This is a genomic window from Lysinibacillus sp. CTST325 (assembly GCF_054665055.1).
Window position 1 is genome coordinate 566,800 of the sequence record NZ_BAAFHO010000001.1, and the last position, 17,293, is coordinate 584,092.

Below are 17,293 nucleotides of genomic sequence, written 5' to 3' on the forward strand. Positions count from 1 at the left end.
CTCACCCCCGATTATTTTTCGTTGAGTAGACTAGACAATTTGCTTGCAAAACCTTTATCGGTAATAGCTAAAGCCACTCGGGCCTCCTTACCTGTAGCATGTCCTAGATCATAACGATCACCAATTACATGATACTCAACGTTGTAATACGTGCATTTATCTTGAATTTTTTTGCTAGAGTTTTTAGAAGCATCGTTTGCAAGCAGTACTAGCTTAGCATTACCATTGCGGACTTCCTTTACTACTAACTCTTCTCCTGAAATCACTTTACGGGCTCTTGCCGCTATCCCAAGCAAATTATACACCGCTTGATTATTAATCATATAATAGACTCCCTACGAATCAACAAAATAAGCTCATCGTAGATTTCTTCAGGGATTTTTACATCAAGTTGGTGCCCTAAAACATTTTTCTTACGGGCGATTTCAATCGCTTTTTCCGTTTTAGAGACATAGGCACCACGTCCGGGTTTTTTTCCGGAGATATCAACACTTACTTCGCCCTCTTTCGAACGAACGACACGAATCATTTCTTTTTTTGGTAGCATTTCTCCGGTAGCTACACATTTTCGAAGAGGTACTTTTTTATTAATAGCCATAAGAATCACCTTTCCTCTCTGAAGCTTGTCGTAAGAGGTGGACTAGCCATGCACTACATTGTTTATATATATTTGGAATTTACCCATAATATTTTCCAATATAGGCTCTGCCATTATTCAGTCGACGCAGCCCAACGCCCACTGAATAATGGCAGCTAACTAGTCACACGGGCTTTCTTACTTATTCTTCGTCGTCTTGATATAAGTCAACTGTCACATCATCAAAATCACTTTCTTCATCCTCAGCAGGTATGAAAGTGCTTGTTGCAGATGGATAAATACCTAACTCACGAGCATCTGTTTCACTCTTAATATCAATTTTCCAGCCAGTTAGCTTAGCAGCTAAACGAGCATTTTGACCACGTTTACCAATTGCTAGTGATAGCTGATAGTCTGGAACAACAACAGTAGTAGATTTTTCTTCTTCATTGACTTGAACATCTAAAACTTTAGATGGGCTAAGAGCATTTGCTACAAATACAACTGGGTCTTCTGACCATTCAACGATGTCGATTTTTTCACCGTTTAATTCATTTACAATTGTTTGCACACGAGCGCCTTTTGCTCCAACGCATGAGCCTACAGGATCTACTTCTTCGTTATGTGCATAAACAGAAATTTTAGAACGATCCCCTGCTTCACGAGCAATTGATTTAATTTCTACAATACCTTCATAAATTTCAGGTACTTCCATTTCAAATAAGCGACGTAATAAACCCGGATGTGTGCGTGAAACAATAACTTGTGGTCCGCGCGTTGTACGTTCAACCTTTGTAATATAAACCTTAATGCGATCGTGTGGATGGTATGTTTCACCTTGAATTTGTTCGTTTTGTGGTAATGCAGCCTCTACTTTTCCAAGACCTACGTAAATATTACGAGCATCTAGACGCTCAACTACACCCGTCACGATATCATCTTCACGGTCTACATATTGCTCGTAAATTAAGCCGCGTTCTGCTTCACGAACACGTTGTGTAACAACTTGTTTCGCTGTCTGTGCAGCAATACGACCAAAGTTTCGAGGTGTTACTTCCTGCTCAACCACATCTTCTAACTGGTATGCAGGATTGATTGCCTTGGCATCTTCTTCAGAGATTTGTAAACGGTCATCTTCTACTTCTTCGACTACATCTTTGCGTGAGAAGACACGAATAGAGCCCTTATCTAAATTTAAGTCAACCCGAACATTTTGTGCTTGATTGAAGTTGCGTTTGTAAGCTGTAACTAATGCCGCTTCTATTGCTTCAATTAACACATCTCTTGAAATTCCTTTTTGTTCTTCTAGCGCATTTAGCGCATCTAACAAATCACTACTCATTTTTGTTTTCACTCCTAAATATGCATTATGCTTAGAAATCGATGGCTAGTCGTGCCAATGCGATTTTTTCTTGTTCAATTGTTACTGTAATTTTACGCGTTTTAATGCGTACTTCCATCACTAATGTATGTTCATCGTATGACGTTAAGTAGCCTTGGAATTCCTTCATGTCCTTGATGGGCTCATAGGTTTTAACATAAATAAATTTGCCAATCGCATTTTCAAAATCAGTATCTTTTTTTAATGGACGTTCTGCTCCAGGTGAAGAAACTTCTAAATAATAGTTTTGTGTAATTGGATCATTTTCATCCAATAGCAAACTTAGTCGTTCACTAACTTGAGCACATTGTTCAATGTCAATTCCACCTTCAGGTGTATCCACATAAACACGTAAAAACCAGTTACGTCCTTCTTTTACGAACTCGACATCTACAAGTTCAAGATTTAACTCTTCAACAATCGGTTTGGCGAGCTCTTCAATTAAAGATGGTACTTTGCTCATTATTTCCTCCTGTATCTATCAAATTCTGGCGTAATAAAACAGAAATTCCACCAGTAGCTTTGGTGAAATTTAACGGTCTTACCTGCTGTTAGTCAAAAATTTGTTTTGCTACGGTATAACAACAGAAAAGAGCGGGAAGGTCCCACTCTTTTGCTGGAAAAATATCAACAAATTATTACCATTAGGATAGCATAGTTTACAGCACAATGCAAATTTCCTTTTTCTAGACACCTCATCTAATCAATTATGCTTGGGTATAAAATTGAAATTTGTGCTTAAATTAGGCTCATCACCATAACGAGGGGGTTGATTTCCGTTCCGGCTAGGCGCTTTCCTAGGGGCTTCCAACCTTCACTCCAATCAACTTATTTACATGATATACATTTTAACAAATGTCATCCCCAACTTTATAAGCCTTAATTTGAACATAATGCAGATAAGTTATTCGTTAATGTGAAGATGCTTTACACTAACCTTCTTATTTTAGAAAAGTGATAATTGATTCGCATCAGGCATTCCTTCTAAACAACCCAATTGATCCATGTATTCAATCAATGTCTTGGATACACGGCCTCGTTGCTGTAAATCTTCCTTCGATAAAAATTCTCCATCCTCACGTGCTGCCACAATTTGTTTCGCAACGTTTGTACCAAGTCCAGGAATCGCATCGAATGGTGGAATTAAAGAGTTCCCATCAATGATAAATTCACTAGCCTGAGAACGATATAAATCGACCTTCTGGAAGCTCATCCCACGCTCACACATTTCAAGCGCTAGTTCCATCACAGTTAATAGGTTTTTTTCTTTTGTTGAAGCATCTAAGCCCTTTATATTGATTTCATCAATTTTTGCACGAATCATTTGCGAGCCCTGTACCATGGCAATTAAATCAAAATCATCTGCACGTACTGTGAAATACGCTGCATAATAAAGAATCGGGAAATGTACTTTAAACCATGCAATACGAACAGCCATTAACACGTAAGCTGCCGCATGGGCTTTCGGGAACATGTATTTTATCTTTTTACATGATTCGATATACCAGCCTGGTACTTTATTCGACAGCATTTCTGCCTCAAACTCTTCAGATAAACCTTTCCCTTTACGCACGGACTCCATTATTTTAAATGCCAGTGACGGTTCTAGCCCTTGGTAAATTAAATACACCATAATATCGTCACGACAGCCAATTACTTCTTTCAGCACACATGTACCGTTTTGAATTAACTCTTGCGCGTTACCAAGCCATACGTCTGTTCCGTGTGAAAGTCCTGAAATTTGCACAAGCTCTGAGAATGTTGATGGCTTCGTATCTTCAAGCATTTGGCGTACAAAACGTGTACCGAACTCAGGAATGCCGAGAGTTCCGGTCTTACAACCAATTTGTTTTTCTGTTACGCCTAAAGATTCTGGAGTACTAAAGATTTTCATAACGACTGGATCATCTGTTGGAATCGTTTTCGGATCTATCCCTGATAAATCCTGCAACATACGAATCACAGTCGGATCATCGTGTCCAAGAATATCAAGTTTTAAAATATTATCGTGAATGGAATGGAAATCAAAGTGTGTCGTACGCCATTCTGCATCCTGTGCATCCGCAGGGAATTGCACTGGTGAGAAGTCAAAGATATCCATATAATCTGGTACTACGATAATTCCTCCAGGGTGTTGCCCTGTTGTACGTTTTACACCTGTACAACCTTGCACTAAGCGATCTACCTCGGCACCGCGGAAATGCAAGTTGTTATCACTAGCATAACCCTTTACATAGCCATACGCTGTTTTTTCTGCAACTGTACCGATTGTTCCAGCACGATATACATAATCTTCACCGAATAATACCTTCGTATAGTTATGAGCTTGTGGTTGATATTCTCCCGAGAAATATGACGATAGGTAAACTTTTGATATTATCTCCAGCTTTTCCCCCGTCCCACACCGTACGTGACCCTTTCGGCGTCATACGGCGTTCCATCGTTAACTTTGTTGAAATTTATAAACTAAGCTTTGGATTTCCTACTTCCGTTCTTAGTTCGTTTATTTTATTTATTTTCAATAGGATATATCAGCAATCCATTACTTTTAAATGGCTCATCACCATAACGTGTGGTTGATTTCCGTTCCGGCTGGGCGCTTTCCTGGGGTCGCCCAGCCAGAACGGAAATCAACTTATATACATGGCAGATGTTTTAACAAATGGCAGCCACAAATTTTGGTGATGAGCCTTTTAAATCTTCACTTGTAAATATCTGTGAAGTATCGACCTTTTTCGCTTTCTATAAAAAGGTTATCAAATGTCTCTTGCAAACCAAAATATTTCTTAATTTTTGAATCATTAAGTCAGCCAACTAATCACTTCCTTTACGAAGTTTTCGTTCTCTTTAGTCATATACAAATCTGACTTATTGTAGGTTTTGTTTCAACGTTAACGACTTGTGCCCTTCCCTCTGAAATGTTTTTTCCTCCGACTTATTGGTTATTCAGTCATCAACAGCATTTCTTCGTCAGTACTACGGCACTACTGCCACTCCTTTAAAGTATGTTATAGCCATTTTGCCTTTCCATACACCGTCGTCATTGAAGTGCAATCTTCTCTTACGTTAGGAGCTTCACACGTTCCACTATTTCTATCTGTACATAATTCCCTTAGGTTCCCTCTAAATTCCGCTAGGCTGGATTGTGCCTGTAACACAATATGGATTTTCATAACCTAACACTTACTCATCCACACCTAGAAGTCCTAACTGGACCCCGCAGTATTTCTACTACGTGACATTCACGAAAAGTCAGTCGAGGGTTCGTCTCGATTATTCTACCGCTTCTAACCATAGGAATTTTATAGACGCCAGACCTATCATTCACAAGAGACTTATCCCTCTTTCCACAGCCTAATTGTTTGGGTGAACTTCAGTCTACTTTAACGAGCTTCAAACGTTTTTGGTGTTTGCAATACCGTTCACGCTTGTCGTAGCTTCAGCGAGTGTGTTTCAAGGCGTTACTCTCTCATTCCACACTTCGAAATAGCAGTTCTACCAACTAAGGTGGTTAACCTTTTCAGTTAACAACGTGTCACACTCAAATCAATATCAGGTACCTTATCTCCTTTAAAGCCAAGGAACGTTTCGAATGGGATATCTTGCCCATCTTTTTTATATGGTGTCCCACATTCCGTACAATCTTTATTTGGTAAGTCAAAGCCTGAGCTTACAGAACCATCATTAAAAAACTCGGAATGCTTACAATTTGGACAAACATAATGAGGTGGAAGTGGGTTTACTTCGGTAATCTCCATAAAGGTCGCTACTAATGAAGATCCAACAGATCCACGGGAACCTACTAAATAGCCATCCGCTAATGATTTTTTCACAAGCTTCGCAGAAATTAAATAAATTACGCCGAAACCATGGCCTAAAATTGACTTTAATTCCTTTTCAATTCGGGCCTTCACGATTTCTGGTAGCTCTTCTCCGTATATAAGATGTGCCATTTCATAGGTTAAATTTGTAACTTCATCATCTGAACCTTCAATTTTTGGTGTATATAAATCATCTTTAATTGGTTTAACTTCACCAATCATATTTGCGACTTTTTGAGAATTGGTGACAACTACTTCCTTCGCAAGATCCGGTCCTAAAAAATCAAATTCTTCAAGCATTTCATTAGTCGTTCTAAAATGAACTTCAGGTAGCTTTGATCTATTTAAGATGTTGGCACCACCTTGAGAGCCGATTAGTATTTGTCTGAACATCCCATCTGTTGGATCTAAGTAATGTACATTACCGGTAGCTACAACTGGTTTATCGATTTTCTTCCCTAGCTTTACAAGCTTGCGAATAATATCTTCAAGTGTCCATTCATCACGTATAACATTGCGCTCAATTAACGGTGCATACACTGCCTTTGGTTGAACTTCAATATAATCATAAAATCTCGCAACTTGCTCTGCTTCCTCTGGGGATTTATTCATCATCGTCTCAAATAATTCACCATTACTGCAACCTGATCCGACTAATAAACCTTCTCTATATTGCTCTAGAACCGCTCGTGTTACGCGAGGTACACGATAGAAAGTTTTTGTATGGGAGTGGGTAACTAATTTAAATAAATTTTTTAATCCAGCATTATCTACCGCTAATATTGTGCAGTGCATTGGTCGTCCTTTTTTATAAGCATCCCCACCACCAACATGCTTATTAAAGTCGTCGTGGTATTTAATATCTAATTCATCTGCATCTTTTAACAGCTGTAAAAGTAAATAACCCGTTGCCTCTGTATCATAAATAGCCCGGTGATGCTGGGTTAATTCAATATTGAATTTTTTACAAAGTGTATTTAAACGATGGTTTTTCATCGTTGGATACAGCATTCTCGCAAGCTCCAACGTATCAATAACTGGATGAATCGTACCCTCTAGCCCGAATTTTTTATAGCCTGTATATAAAAAGCCCATATCAAACGATGCATTATGGGCTACTACTATGCCATCTCCGATAAATGCATGGAACTCCTTAATGACTTGCTCCACTTCTGGCGCGTTACGTACCATATCATCTGTAATGCCTGTCAGTTCAATGGTTGTTGCTGAAAGGGGGTGATGTGGATTGGCAAAGCTTTCGTATTTGTCTATCACATTTCCATCTTTAATTTTCACCGCAGCAAGCTCAATTATAGTATCGTAAGCAGTTGATAGTCCTGTCGTCTCTACGTCAAACACGACATAGGTAGTATCAGATAATAATCGGTTCTCAGGTGCATACGCAATCGGTACACCATCATCTATTAAATTAGCCTCCAAGCCATAAATAACTTTTATGCCATGCTTTTTCCCTGCTGCATAGGCCTCTGGGAAGGATTGAACAACAGCATGGTCAGTAATAGCCACGGCTGGATGACCCCACTTTGCAGCCTGCTCAACAAGTCTACCAACTGGTGTCACAGCATCCATTTGACTCATTGGTGTATGAAGATGTAGCTCCACCCGTTTTTCGCCTTCTGGCGCGTGGTCCTGACGTGTTGCTTTTTTTATTTCATTAATATCATTTGCCATAACGATTAAATCACGAATGAATGTGTCAGTTTGTACAGAGCCTCGGACTTTTACCCACATGCCTTTTTTCAAATGCTTCATAAGTTCCGCATCATCATTATCACGTGAGAACATTTTTACTACGATAGAATCCGTATAGTCGGTAATTTTTATTTGTAATAAAGAGCGACCACTTTTCAGCTCTCTAATTTCCGTATCAAAAACAAAACCTTCTATGATAACACGGCGTTCTTCTTCAACAATGCGTTTAATTTCCATTGTTTCATCATCTTTAATTAACATACCAAGCTGGAATGGACGGTCACCAAGGTTCGCAATAGCTGGATTTTCTTTCTTCTCCTGCTCACGTTTTTGGTAATCTTGTATCGCTTGCTGAGCTAAAGCTGCTTCCTCTAAACGCCTCTGTTCCATGAAAGCTTCCTGTGCCGCGATCATTTCTTCCGTTTGATCTTGAAGCACAAAATCTATCACAATGTGTGGAAAGCCAAATTGACTATAGCTTTCGGAAAGCTTTTCTGCATACTTTGTTTTCAGCATCATAAATTCCATTTCTTGCATGCAAGATAAAGTGATTTTTTGCCCATTCCACATAGGCATTTGCGATGCTAGACAATGTTTTAAAGGTGGCGCCATCTCATCTATTTGTTCTACTACTGTTAGCCAATATTGTTGGACAAGTTCTTCCGTAACATTTTTCTCTACCGTATCGAAAGTTGTGTGGATTTGAGCGATCGCTGAAAATTTTTCAGTCAAACGAGTACGAAATAGTTGGTATAGTGAAAAAGGAAGTATATCTCGTAATTTAATGGTAAAATTCCATAGCCTGTTCTTTTTGTGTACAGTTAGTCGTGATAATTCACCTTCTTCAAAAAAGGACATATACACATCATCTGTTAACTCTAGTTGTTGCAAGAGCATTTGAAACTTCGTTCTTGCTTCTTGTTGCTGTTCCAATCTATTGACACCTACTTTCAGAAAGAGGCAGTCTTAAAAGCCCCTTGTTTTATTTCCTCACCAACGTTTACGAATCAAAGAAAAAATTCGCTCCCTTTCCGCGGGCGACCGTCAAGCCTCACAAATCCTAAACATCTATGAATTCATGCTTGGCTCGCTGTCCCCGAGAAGTGGCGCGAATCTTTTATCTATTTAATGCCATTTTCATCCTTTTTGGGACAAGCCGTTTTAAAGGAAATTAATTTTTGCGGAAAAATTCATTTAAGCGATCAATGACCTCTTCTTTTTTCCATTCGAACGTTTCACCTGTTTGACGGAATTTAACCTCAACAATACCTTCAGTTGCTTTTTTACCTACTGTGACACGGACAGGTAAGCCAATTAAGTCAGCATCTGCGAATTTAACCCCAGCGCGCTCAGCACGATCATCTAATAGCACATCATAACGGTATGATTTCAATAAGCCATATAGCTCATCAGCTAAGGCAACTTGTGTTTCATCCTTTGTATTAACAGGGACAACATGGATATCATAAGGAGCTAATTGTGTTGGCCACACAAAACCATTTTCATCTTGGAAATGCTCTGCAACAGCAGCTAAAATACGTGATACACCAATACCATAGCATCCCATAATAAATGGTTGTGATTTACCTTGTTCGTCTAAGAATGTACCATTCATTTTTGCAGAGTAAGTTGTTCCTAATTTGAAAATATGACCAACCTCGATACCTTCTGCAAATTTGATAATTCCTTGTCCATCTGGAGATGGATCACCCTCTTGAATAAAACGAATATCTAAGTATTTATTCACTGCAAAATCACGCTCTGGATTAACATTAACTAAATGGAAACCATCTTCATTTGCACCGGCTACACCGTTACGAATCGATTTAATAGCATTGTCAGCTACTACTTTTACGTCTATCGGTAATTTAACAGGACCGATTGAACCAACTCCACAGCCTAATAAATCACGGATTGCCGCTTCACTTGCAAGTTCAACAGAACCAGCATCAAGCGCATTTTTCAGCTTAATATCATTAATTTCGTGATCTCCACGAGCAAGTACAACAACTAATTCACCGTCAACATCAAATACTAATGATTTAATGACATTTGAAGGCTCAACATTTAAGAAAGCTGATACTTCTTCGATTGTTTTTTGGTCTGGTGTTGCCACTTTTTCAAGCTCTTTTGACGCTTCATCTGATGGTTGATAGTCTACAAGAACTTCTGCCATTTCGATGTTTGCAGCATAATTAGACGTGTCAGAGTATGCAATTGTATCTTCTCCAATTTCAGAAAGCACCATAAATTCATGTGTACCTTTCCCACCAATTGAGCCTGCATCTGCAATAACTGCACGATAGTTTAAACCTAGACGAGAGAAAATATTTGAATAAGCACGATACATATCATCATATGTTTCATCTAAACTTTCACGTGATGCATGGAAAGAGTATGCATCTTTCATAATAAACTCTCTGCCACGTAGTAAACCAAAGCGAGGACGTTTTTCATCACGGAATTTAGTTTGAATTTGATAAAGTGTTAGCGGTAATTTTTTATATGATTTAATTTCATCGCGTACTAAAGTTGTGATTACTTCTTCATGAGTTGGCCCTAATGCGAAATCACGATCATGACGGTCCTTTAAACGCATTAATTCTGGACCGTATTTTTCCCAGCGACCTGATTCCTGCCAAAGTTCCGCAGATTGTAATGAAGGCATTAAAAGCTCAATTGAATTGATTGCTTCCATCTCTTCACGAACAATGTTTTCTATTTTTGTTAAGACACGTTTTGCAAGCGGTAAATACGAGTATACCCCACTTGTATTTTGACGAATAAACCCTGCACGTAATAATTGCTTATGTGATTTAACCTCTGCATCAGCAGGTACTTCACGTAGCGTTGGGATAAATGTTTTACTTTGCTTCATTCAGTGTTCCACCTTTTTAATAGATAAGTTTTATACTCTAATTAGCATAAACAAATTTAGCTTTGAACGCAATGTTTCAAAAAAATTGCGCTCAAAGCTATGTTTTTTCAATCAATTTCCACCTTGGCATAATTGCCCAGGCTTCTTCTAAATATGTTTTACTTGAAAAACTTAACTTAACTTATTTAGATCAATTATGCCTCTGCGTAATTGCGTCTGGAATCAGCTTTGGGCCAACGTGATATAGGTCACTCAGTCGTTGCCACAGGACGTGGCGTTCTTAGACTGAGTTCCTCTATTTCAGCGGATGTTTGGCATCTGCTGAAATAAGTTAAAAGAAGAATCGTTGTATATCGTTCCATGTAACTACGACCATTAAGATCATCAATAGTACGATACCGACAAAATGCACAAGACCCTCTTTTTGACGATCAATTGGTTTGCCTCTTACTGCTTCGAAGCCAAAGAACAATAGACGACCACCGTCAAGTGCTGGAAGCGGAAGTAAATTCATAATTCCAAGGTTAATACTTAACATCGCAGCCCAATTCATTAAATTGATGAATCCATATTGAGCTACCTGCTCTGTCGCTTTATAAATTCCTACTGGACCTGATAGAGCATCTATCGTGAATTTACCGGTAATTAACATACCAAGCAATTCAAATATTCGAGCAGTCATATTATACGTTTCTTGTGCGCCATAAACAACAGCCTTTAATGGATTAAATTCACGTGGACTCTCATACTTAACCCCTATTTGACCATATTTATCGCCATTTTGTTTTACTTCTTTTACCTTCATTTTTAGGTTAACTTGCTGACCGTTTCGATCAACTGTTACAGTAATATCTTCACCAGGGTGATCTTGTACAATGGCAGCTAAATCTTGCCATTTTTCAACTACTTGTCCGTCAATGCCAACTACTTTATCACCTGCAAGCATTCCTGCTTGTGCAGCCGGATCATTTTCTACTACTTCCGTGATGATTGGCTCGTACGTAGGTACACCATGAATTAAGCCAATCAGCATATAAATAATAAAAGCTAATATAAAGTTAAATAACGGACCTGCAAAGATTGTCATAGCTCGTTGACCAACTGTTTTAGCGTTAAATTGACGATCATATGGTGCAATTAACGTTTCTTTACCGTTTTCTACAAGAATACAATCTCTTGCAACATTATAACGAACTAATTTTTCCTCTTCATCATAGCCTTCTACAAATAAATCCTTTTCTAAATCGGCACGCTCAACTTCTAAAAATAACAAATCTGGTAATTGCTTATTATTTTGATTAAAGATAATTTTCTTTACAACATTTTCTTCATCTACAATAAGCCCTACTCGATAGCCCGGCTGTAATTCGGCGCCATCCATGTCCTCGCCAGCCATACGCACGTAACCGCCAATCGGCAATAAACGTATCGTATAGATTGTTTCACCATGTGTTTTTCCATAAATTTTTGGTCCCATACCGATTGCAAATTCCCGAACCATAATTCCTGCTCGTTTCGCGAATAAGAAGTGACCAAATTCATGAAAGAATACAAGTAGGCCAAATATTAAAATAAATGCAATAGCTGTTTGCATAATACCCCACCTTTAAAAGCGAATAGTTAACGATATCTTCTCTCTTTATTTTACCATGTCTAACACTGTTTTTCTTGTTTCACTGTCTACATGCAAAATTGTTTGCAAATCTGGCACTAATATGTTGTTATGTGCTTGCATTACACGCTCAATCGTTTCGTCAATTTCAAGGAATGTTATTTTCCCTTGTAAAAATGCCGCAACTGCCGCTTCATTCGCTGCATTCATCGCTGTTAAAATTGTACCGCCTGTGCGCCCAGCCTCATATGCTAGTCGCAATGCTGGATAACGTTCAAAATCCATTTCTTTAAAATGTAGCTGACCAATTTGCGCTAAATTAAGTCGTTGTCCGTTATGTAGCGGCATACGATCTGGGTAGCTTAATGCATATTGGATAGGTACACGCATGTCCGGCGTACCTAGTTGTGCAATGACACTAGTATCATGATACTCAACTAGAGAGTGAATAATACTTTCTCTATGCAAAAGTACATCAATTTTATCATAAGGCATATCAAATAAAACATGTGCTTCAATGACTTCTAGCCCTTTATTCATCATTGTAGCTGAATCTATCGTAATTTTCGCACCCATTGACCAGTTCGGATGATTTAGTGCATCTGCAACCGTTACATGCTTCAATTCCTCGCGTGTTTTGTCACGGAAGCTACCACCAGAAGCCGTAATAATTAATCGTTCAATATTTTTCGGATTCTCACCATTCATCGATTGGAAAATCGCAGAATGCTCACTATCAACCGGCAAAATTGCTGCATTATATTTCTTGGCCTCTGCCATCACTAAATGTCCAGCAGTTACAAGTGTTTCTTTATTGGCAATAGCAATTGTTTTGCCCATGCGAATTGCAGCTAATGTCGATTCTAGTCCAACACTACCAAGAACCGCGTTTACTAGCACCGTCGAATCAGGATGTGTAGCGACCTCTACAAGCCCTTTTGCACCAAACGTAAAGTGTACTTGTGGATATTCTTTAGCGAGCATAATTGCATCTTCTTCTAATTGAACAGATACAAGCTCGGGCTTTAAAGTTTCAATCATTTCACGCGTTTTTTCGATGTTTTTTCCTGAAGAAAACGCTACTAAATGAAAGGCATCGCGTTGTTCTTTTAAAATATCATAGGTTTGCCAACCGATTGAACCAGTTGCACCAAGTAAACTAATTTTTTTCACGACAAATTGTCCCCTTTTTCTATCTCAGCAAATGATATAGCACTCTGTTTAGAGGAAAATGCTATTATTATGGCTCGTCAGCATGACGTAGAGTTGATGTCGGTTCCGACTGGAAGCTTTCCTAGAGGCGTCCGATGACCGCTATTGTTTCCCAGTTACCAAAAACAATGGAAAAAATGTAGTAAAGGGACTACGAACAATAGACTATCAAAGCGATCTAAAATACCGCCATGCCCAGGTAAAATATTTCCTGAATCCTTTACGTCAAAATGGCGCTTGATAGCAGATTCCACTAAATCGCCCATTTGGCCAATAATTGACGCACAGATTGTAATGAAAATAAGTGAGCCATAGCCTTTTGCAAATGGATAAATTGCTTGCATCGCGATTGCAAAAATTACTGCTATAACAATCCCACCTACAAAACCTTCCACGGTTTTCTTCGGTGAAATTTCAGGCCATAGTTTATTTTTGCCTAGTTTTCTTCCAACAAAATATGCACCTGAGTCAGTTGTCCAAACTACAAGTAAACAATATACGACAAACTCTAGACCATAGCTTCGTGTTTCAATTAAATAATGGAAGCCTAACCCGACATAAAACGCACCTAATAATATAAATGCAACTTCATCGAATGTAATTTTATTTTTTACAAGTACTACATATATGAGTAATAGCATCATTAGACCATACACAACCATTAAATTGGAGGAATAGCCAATTGCATCTACTACCTTATTTGACCAGTCTGTTGGTATAACAAGTAGTATTAATGTTAGTAACCCTAAAAAACCAGGTACTGAAAAAAGGGAAATACCTTTCATTTTTAGTATTTCATAAAAGCCGACAACAGCCATCGCAAGCACAAGTATTGTAAATGGCACTTTCCCATAAATAACAAATGGAATAAATAGTGCTGCTGCAATTATTGCTGTAATAATTCGTTGTTTCAAGTTGTTTCTTCTCCCTTCAACCCACCGTAACGGCGATTACGTTTCTGGTAGTTTTCCACCGCTTTCAGTAAGTTTTCCTCGCTAAAATCTGGCCACAATGTATCTGTAAACCAAAATTCTGTATAGGCGAGCTGCCATAACATGAAGTTACTTAATCGCACTTCACCACTTGTGCGAATTAATAAATCTGGCTCTGGCAAATGAGCCGTCATTAAATGAGAGGTCATGCATTCTTCTGTTATGTCTTGCATCGTTAATTGACCATCCTGCACCTTCTGAAGCATTGTTTTCATGGCATTAACCATTTCCGAACGACTTCCATAATTCAAAGCAAAATTTAGAATTAATCCTGTATTATGCTTCGTCTCCTCCATCGCCTCATACAACGCTTTTTGCGTATGTGCAGGTAATAAAGTTGGATCTCCTATCATCTCAACACGTACATTGCGTTCCATCATTTCAGGTAAAAAGGAACCTAAAAATTCGACAGGTAAACGCATTAGGAAATCGACCTCTGGTTTTGGTCGCTTCCAATTTTCTGTAGAGAACGCGTACACCGTTAAAACTTTAATACCTAGATCTGACGCAAATCTAGTTACCTTTCGTACCGTCTTCATACCTTCATGGTGCCCAGCAACACGTGGCATGGCGCGTTTCTTTGCCCAACGTCCATTTCCGTCCATAATAATCGCTACATGGGCAGGAATCGGCTCGTTTTTAGCAAGGGCAACACGTTCCTCCAATGATAGTGAATCTATATTTATTTGTTTACCTAATAGCTTTTTAAACATGCTAACTCCCCCACTACAACTAATCGGACGTATACTAACCTATCATAACAAACAAAAGCGCGTTTTGTCTTTTTTTTCCCTCTAAATTGACTATGTATGAACTACCTTATTTTAGAACTATACACATTTTAAAATATCACCATATGTTAAGTTAATTTTCGTTACAAATGAGTGTAGTCAAAACGAACATCAACTTATCATGACATATTCCAACTTTTTGGTGATGAACTCTTTATTAGATGGGCTTTTAAGACTTTTATCACACCCACTCACCTGAAGGTTAAAAAGGGTTATTGTTTCCCTTATTTTGTTCATTGTTCAATAATGTATTTCAGTTCACGTAAAGAATAGTTCTTCTTAATCTTAAATGAAAGCAAAAATAGATGAAAGATATTTCCCTAAAAACAATTAAAGATGCTCTATCTCAGTAAGTGTTTGAACACCCGCTGAATGAAGATACTTTAATAGTAAAGAGAAAAGACGTCCTTTATTATATAGGACGCCTTCATCTCATCAAAAAGTTCCATCATAGATATGCAAAACGAGTTGCTTACACTTCTAGAATTTCTTTTTCTTTTTCTTTCGTCACTTGATCTACTTTAACGATGAAGTCATCCGTTAATTTTTGAATATCTTCACCGTAGCCACGTAGATCATCTTCTGTGATTTCGCCAGCTTTTTCAAGTTTTTTTAGATCATCATTCGCATCGCGACGAACATTACGTACAGCGATTTTTGCATCTTCTGCTTCTTTTTTCACTTGCTTCACAAGATCTTTACGACGATCTTCTGTTAAAGCAGGAATCATTAAACGAATAACAGATCCATCATTTGTTGGTGTAATACCAATATCCGATTTCATAATTGCTTTTTCGATTTCACCTAAAATTGTTTTATCGTAAGGTGTAATAACTAATAAGCGTGCTTCTGGTACCGAAACACCTCCAAGCTGATTAATCGGTGTTGGTGCACCATAATAATCAACCGTAATGCGATCTAATAAAGCAGCATTTGCACGACCTGCACGGATTGAAGATAGTTCACGTGAAAAAGCGGCAATTGTTTTGTTCATTTTTTCTTTAGCTTGTTCTAAAACTTGTTTAGCCATTATGCATTCCTCCTAACAACTGTTCCAATTTTTTCGCCTTGTACGGCACGTTTAATATTACCTGGTTCCGTAATTGAGAAGACAATTAACGGAATATCGTTATCCATACATAAAGTAGAAGCTGTCGAATCCATTACTTGTAAGCCTTGTTGGATAACGTCTAAGTATGTGAGTGTATCATATTTAATGGCAGTCGCATCTACTTTTGGATCCGCAGAATAAACACCATCTACATTATTTTTTGCCATTAAAATCGCATCTGCGTCGATTTCAGCTGCACGTAACGCAGCTGTAGTATCAGTAGAGAAGAATGGGTTACCAGTACCTGCTGCAAAAATAACTACACGTTTTTTCTCTAGATGACGAACTGCTTTACGGCGAATATATGGCTCCGCTACTTGTGTCATTACAATAGAAGATTGCACACGTGTTTCAATTCCTAATTTCTCCAGTGCATCTTGTAGCGCTAAAGAGTTCATAACCGTTGCTAGCATACCCATATAATCGGCTGCTGCACGATCCATCCCCATTTCGCTACCGATTTTTCCACGCCATATATTACCGCCACCTACAACAACAGCAACTTCTACATCAAGATCTACTACTTCTTTTACCTCTTCTGCAACAGACTTGATAATTTTTGGTGATAAACCGAAGCCCGCTTCCCCAGCTAACGCTTCACCACTTAATTTTATAACTACTCGTTTATATTGTGGCACACTCATTGTAAACCTCCGTCAGACTTTATTTAAAACATCTCTATTTCCTTTTCCATTATAGTATAAATAACAATAATTGCTAGTTATGAATAAGGCAGAATAGGAAATTATATGGCTCATTACCATAACGAGTGGTTGGTTTCCGTTCCTACTGGGCGCTTTGTTGCTAACGCTTCGCTTTCGCACAGAAAACATTTGTTGCTGACGCTTCGCTTTCGCACAGAAAACATTTGTTGCTGACGCTTCGCTTTCGCACAGAAAACATTTGTCGCTGACGTTTCGCTTTCGCGCAGAGCAAAGCTTCCTTGGGGCGTCCGATGAGCCGCTTGGGCCAACACAATGATGGTCACGAAGGCGTTATCACAGGAAGTGATGGTTTTAGCCTTCGTTCCACTATTGCTGACCCCAAGGAGTCGCCCAGTCTCCACTCCAATCAACTTATATACATAGTATACGTTTTAACAAACATCCACAACTTTTGGTGGATGAACCAATTATATCTTTTTTCGCTCATTTCGGAAAAATAGGGAACACGCTATGTTGTGTTCCCCATTTTTTGTCTAGAAA

The 17,293-nt window shown here is 38.5% G+C and carries 12 protein-coding genes and 2 pseudogenes; 1 reads left to right on the forward strand and 13 read right to left on the reverse strand.

Features of this window, described 5'->3' with window-relative positions:
- Positions 1–11 precede the first annotated feature (11 nt).
- The 13 genes and pseudogenes from ACYQ73_RS02875 to pyrH all read right to left on the reverse strand — a co-directional run bounded on the left by ACYQ73_RS02875 (position 12) and on the right by pyrH (position 16,732).
- Positions 12–323: a YlxQ family RNA-binding protein gene (locus ACYQ73_RS02875; protein WP_387080033.1), complete on the reverse strand. Its 312-nt coding sequence runs from the start codon at positions 321–323 to the stop codon at positions 12–14.
- Complete coding sequence (gene rnpM, locus ACYQ73_RS02880) at positions 320–598, reverse strand: RNase P modulator RnpM (RefSeq protein ID WP_053483264.1); 279 nt, start codon at positions 596–598, stop codon at positions 320–322. The genes ACYQ73_RS02875 and rnpM overlap by 4 nt, the downstream gene beginning before the upstream one ends.
- 181 nt (positions 599–779) lie before the next feature.
- Positions 780–1,919 (reverse strand): transcription termination factor NusA, encoded by a 1,140-nt coding sequence (gene nusA, locus ACYQ73_RS02885; protein ID WP_132357402.1) that lies wholly within the window; start codon positions 1,917–1,919, stop codon positions 780–782.
- A 31-nt stretch (positions 1,920–1,950) separates the two neighbouring features.
- The gene (rimP, locus tag ACYQ73_RS02890) at positions 1,951–2,421 is read right to left on the reverse strand and encodes a ribosome maturation factor RimP (RefSeq protein ID WP_142507439.1); all 471 of its coding nucleotides are present in this window, start codon (positions 2,419–2,421) and stop codon (positions 1,951–1,953) included.
- 483 nt (positions 2,422–2,904) lie between these two features.
- Positions 2,905–4,308 (reverse strand): annotated as a pseudogene (locus ACYQ73_RS02895) (PolC-type DNA polymerase III); the annotation flags it as partial.
- Positions 4,309–5,497: 1,189 nt separating this feature from the next.
- A pseudogene (locus ACYQ73_RS02900) lies at positions 5,498–8,425 on the reverse strand (PolC-type DNA polymerase III); the annotation flags it as partial.
- A 238-nt stretch (positions 8,426–8,663) separates the two neighbouring features.
- Positions 8,664–10,370: a proline--tRNA ligase gene (locus ACYQ73_RS02905; RefSeq protein ID WP_460011069.1), complete on the reverse strand. Its 1,707-nt coding sequence runs from the start codon at positions 10,368–10,370 to the stop codon at positions 8,664–8,666.
- A gap of 331 nt (positions 10,371–10,701) precedes the next feature.
- Positions 10,702–11,964 (reverse strand): RIP metalloprotease RseP, encoded by a 1,263-nt coding sequence (rseP, locus tag ACYQ73_RS02910; protein WP_460011070.1) that lies wholly within the window; start codon positions 11,962–11,964, stop codon positions 10,702–10,704.
- Positions 11,965–12,009: 45 nt separating this feature from the next.
- Positions 12,010–13,155 (reverse strand): 1-deoxy-D-xylulose-5-phosphate reductoisomerase, encoded by a 1,146-nt coding sequence (gene dxr, locus ACYQ73_RS02915; protein WP_460011071.1) that lies wholly within the window; start codon positions 13,153–13,155, stop codon positions 12,010–12,012.
- A gap of 155 nt (positions 13,156–13,310) precedes the next feature.
- A complete protein-coding gene (locus tag ACYQ73_RS02920; protein WP_460011072.1) occupies positions 13,311–14,108 on the reverse strand; it encodes a phosphatidate cytidylyltransferase in 798 nt (265 codons plus the stop codon).
- Positions 14,105–14,899, reverse strand: a complete 795-nt coding sequence (locus ACYQ73_RS02925) for an isoprenyl transferase (protein ID WP_460011073.1) — start codon at positions 14,897–14,899, stop codon at positions 14,105–14,107. The genes ACYQ73_RS02920 and ACYQ73_RS02925 overlap by 4 nt, the downstream gene beginning before the upstream one ends.
- Before the next feature lie 550 nt (positions 14,900–15,449).
- Positions 15,450–16,007, reverse strand: a complete 558-nt coding sequence (frr, locus tag ACYQ73_RS02930; RefSeq protein ID WP_460011074.1) for a ribosome recycling factor — start codon at positions 16,005–16,007, stop codon at positions 15,450–15,452.
- Entirely contained in the window at positions 16,007–16,732 is a 726-nt protein-coding gene (pyrH, locus tag ACYQ73_RS02935; protein ID WP_387080018.1) for a UMP kinase, read from the reverse strand. The genes frr and pyrH overlap by 1 nt, the downstream gene beginning before the upstream one ends.
- Before the next feature lie 311 nt (positions 16,733–17,043).
- Between pyrH and ACYQ73_RS02940 the strand changes: the two genes are divergently transcribed.
- Positions 17,044–17,253, forward strand: a complete 210-nt coding sequence (locus ACYQ73_RS02940; protein WP_460011075.1) for a hypothetical protein — start codon at positions 17,044–17,046, stop codon at positions 17,251–17,253.
- Positions 17,254–17,293: the final 40 nt, after the last annotated feature.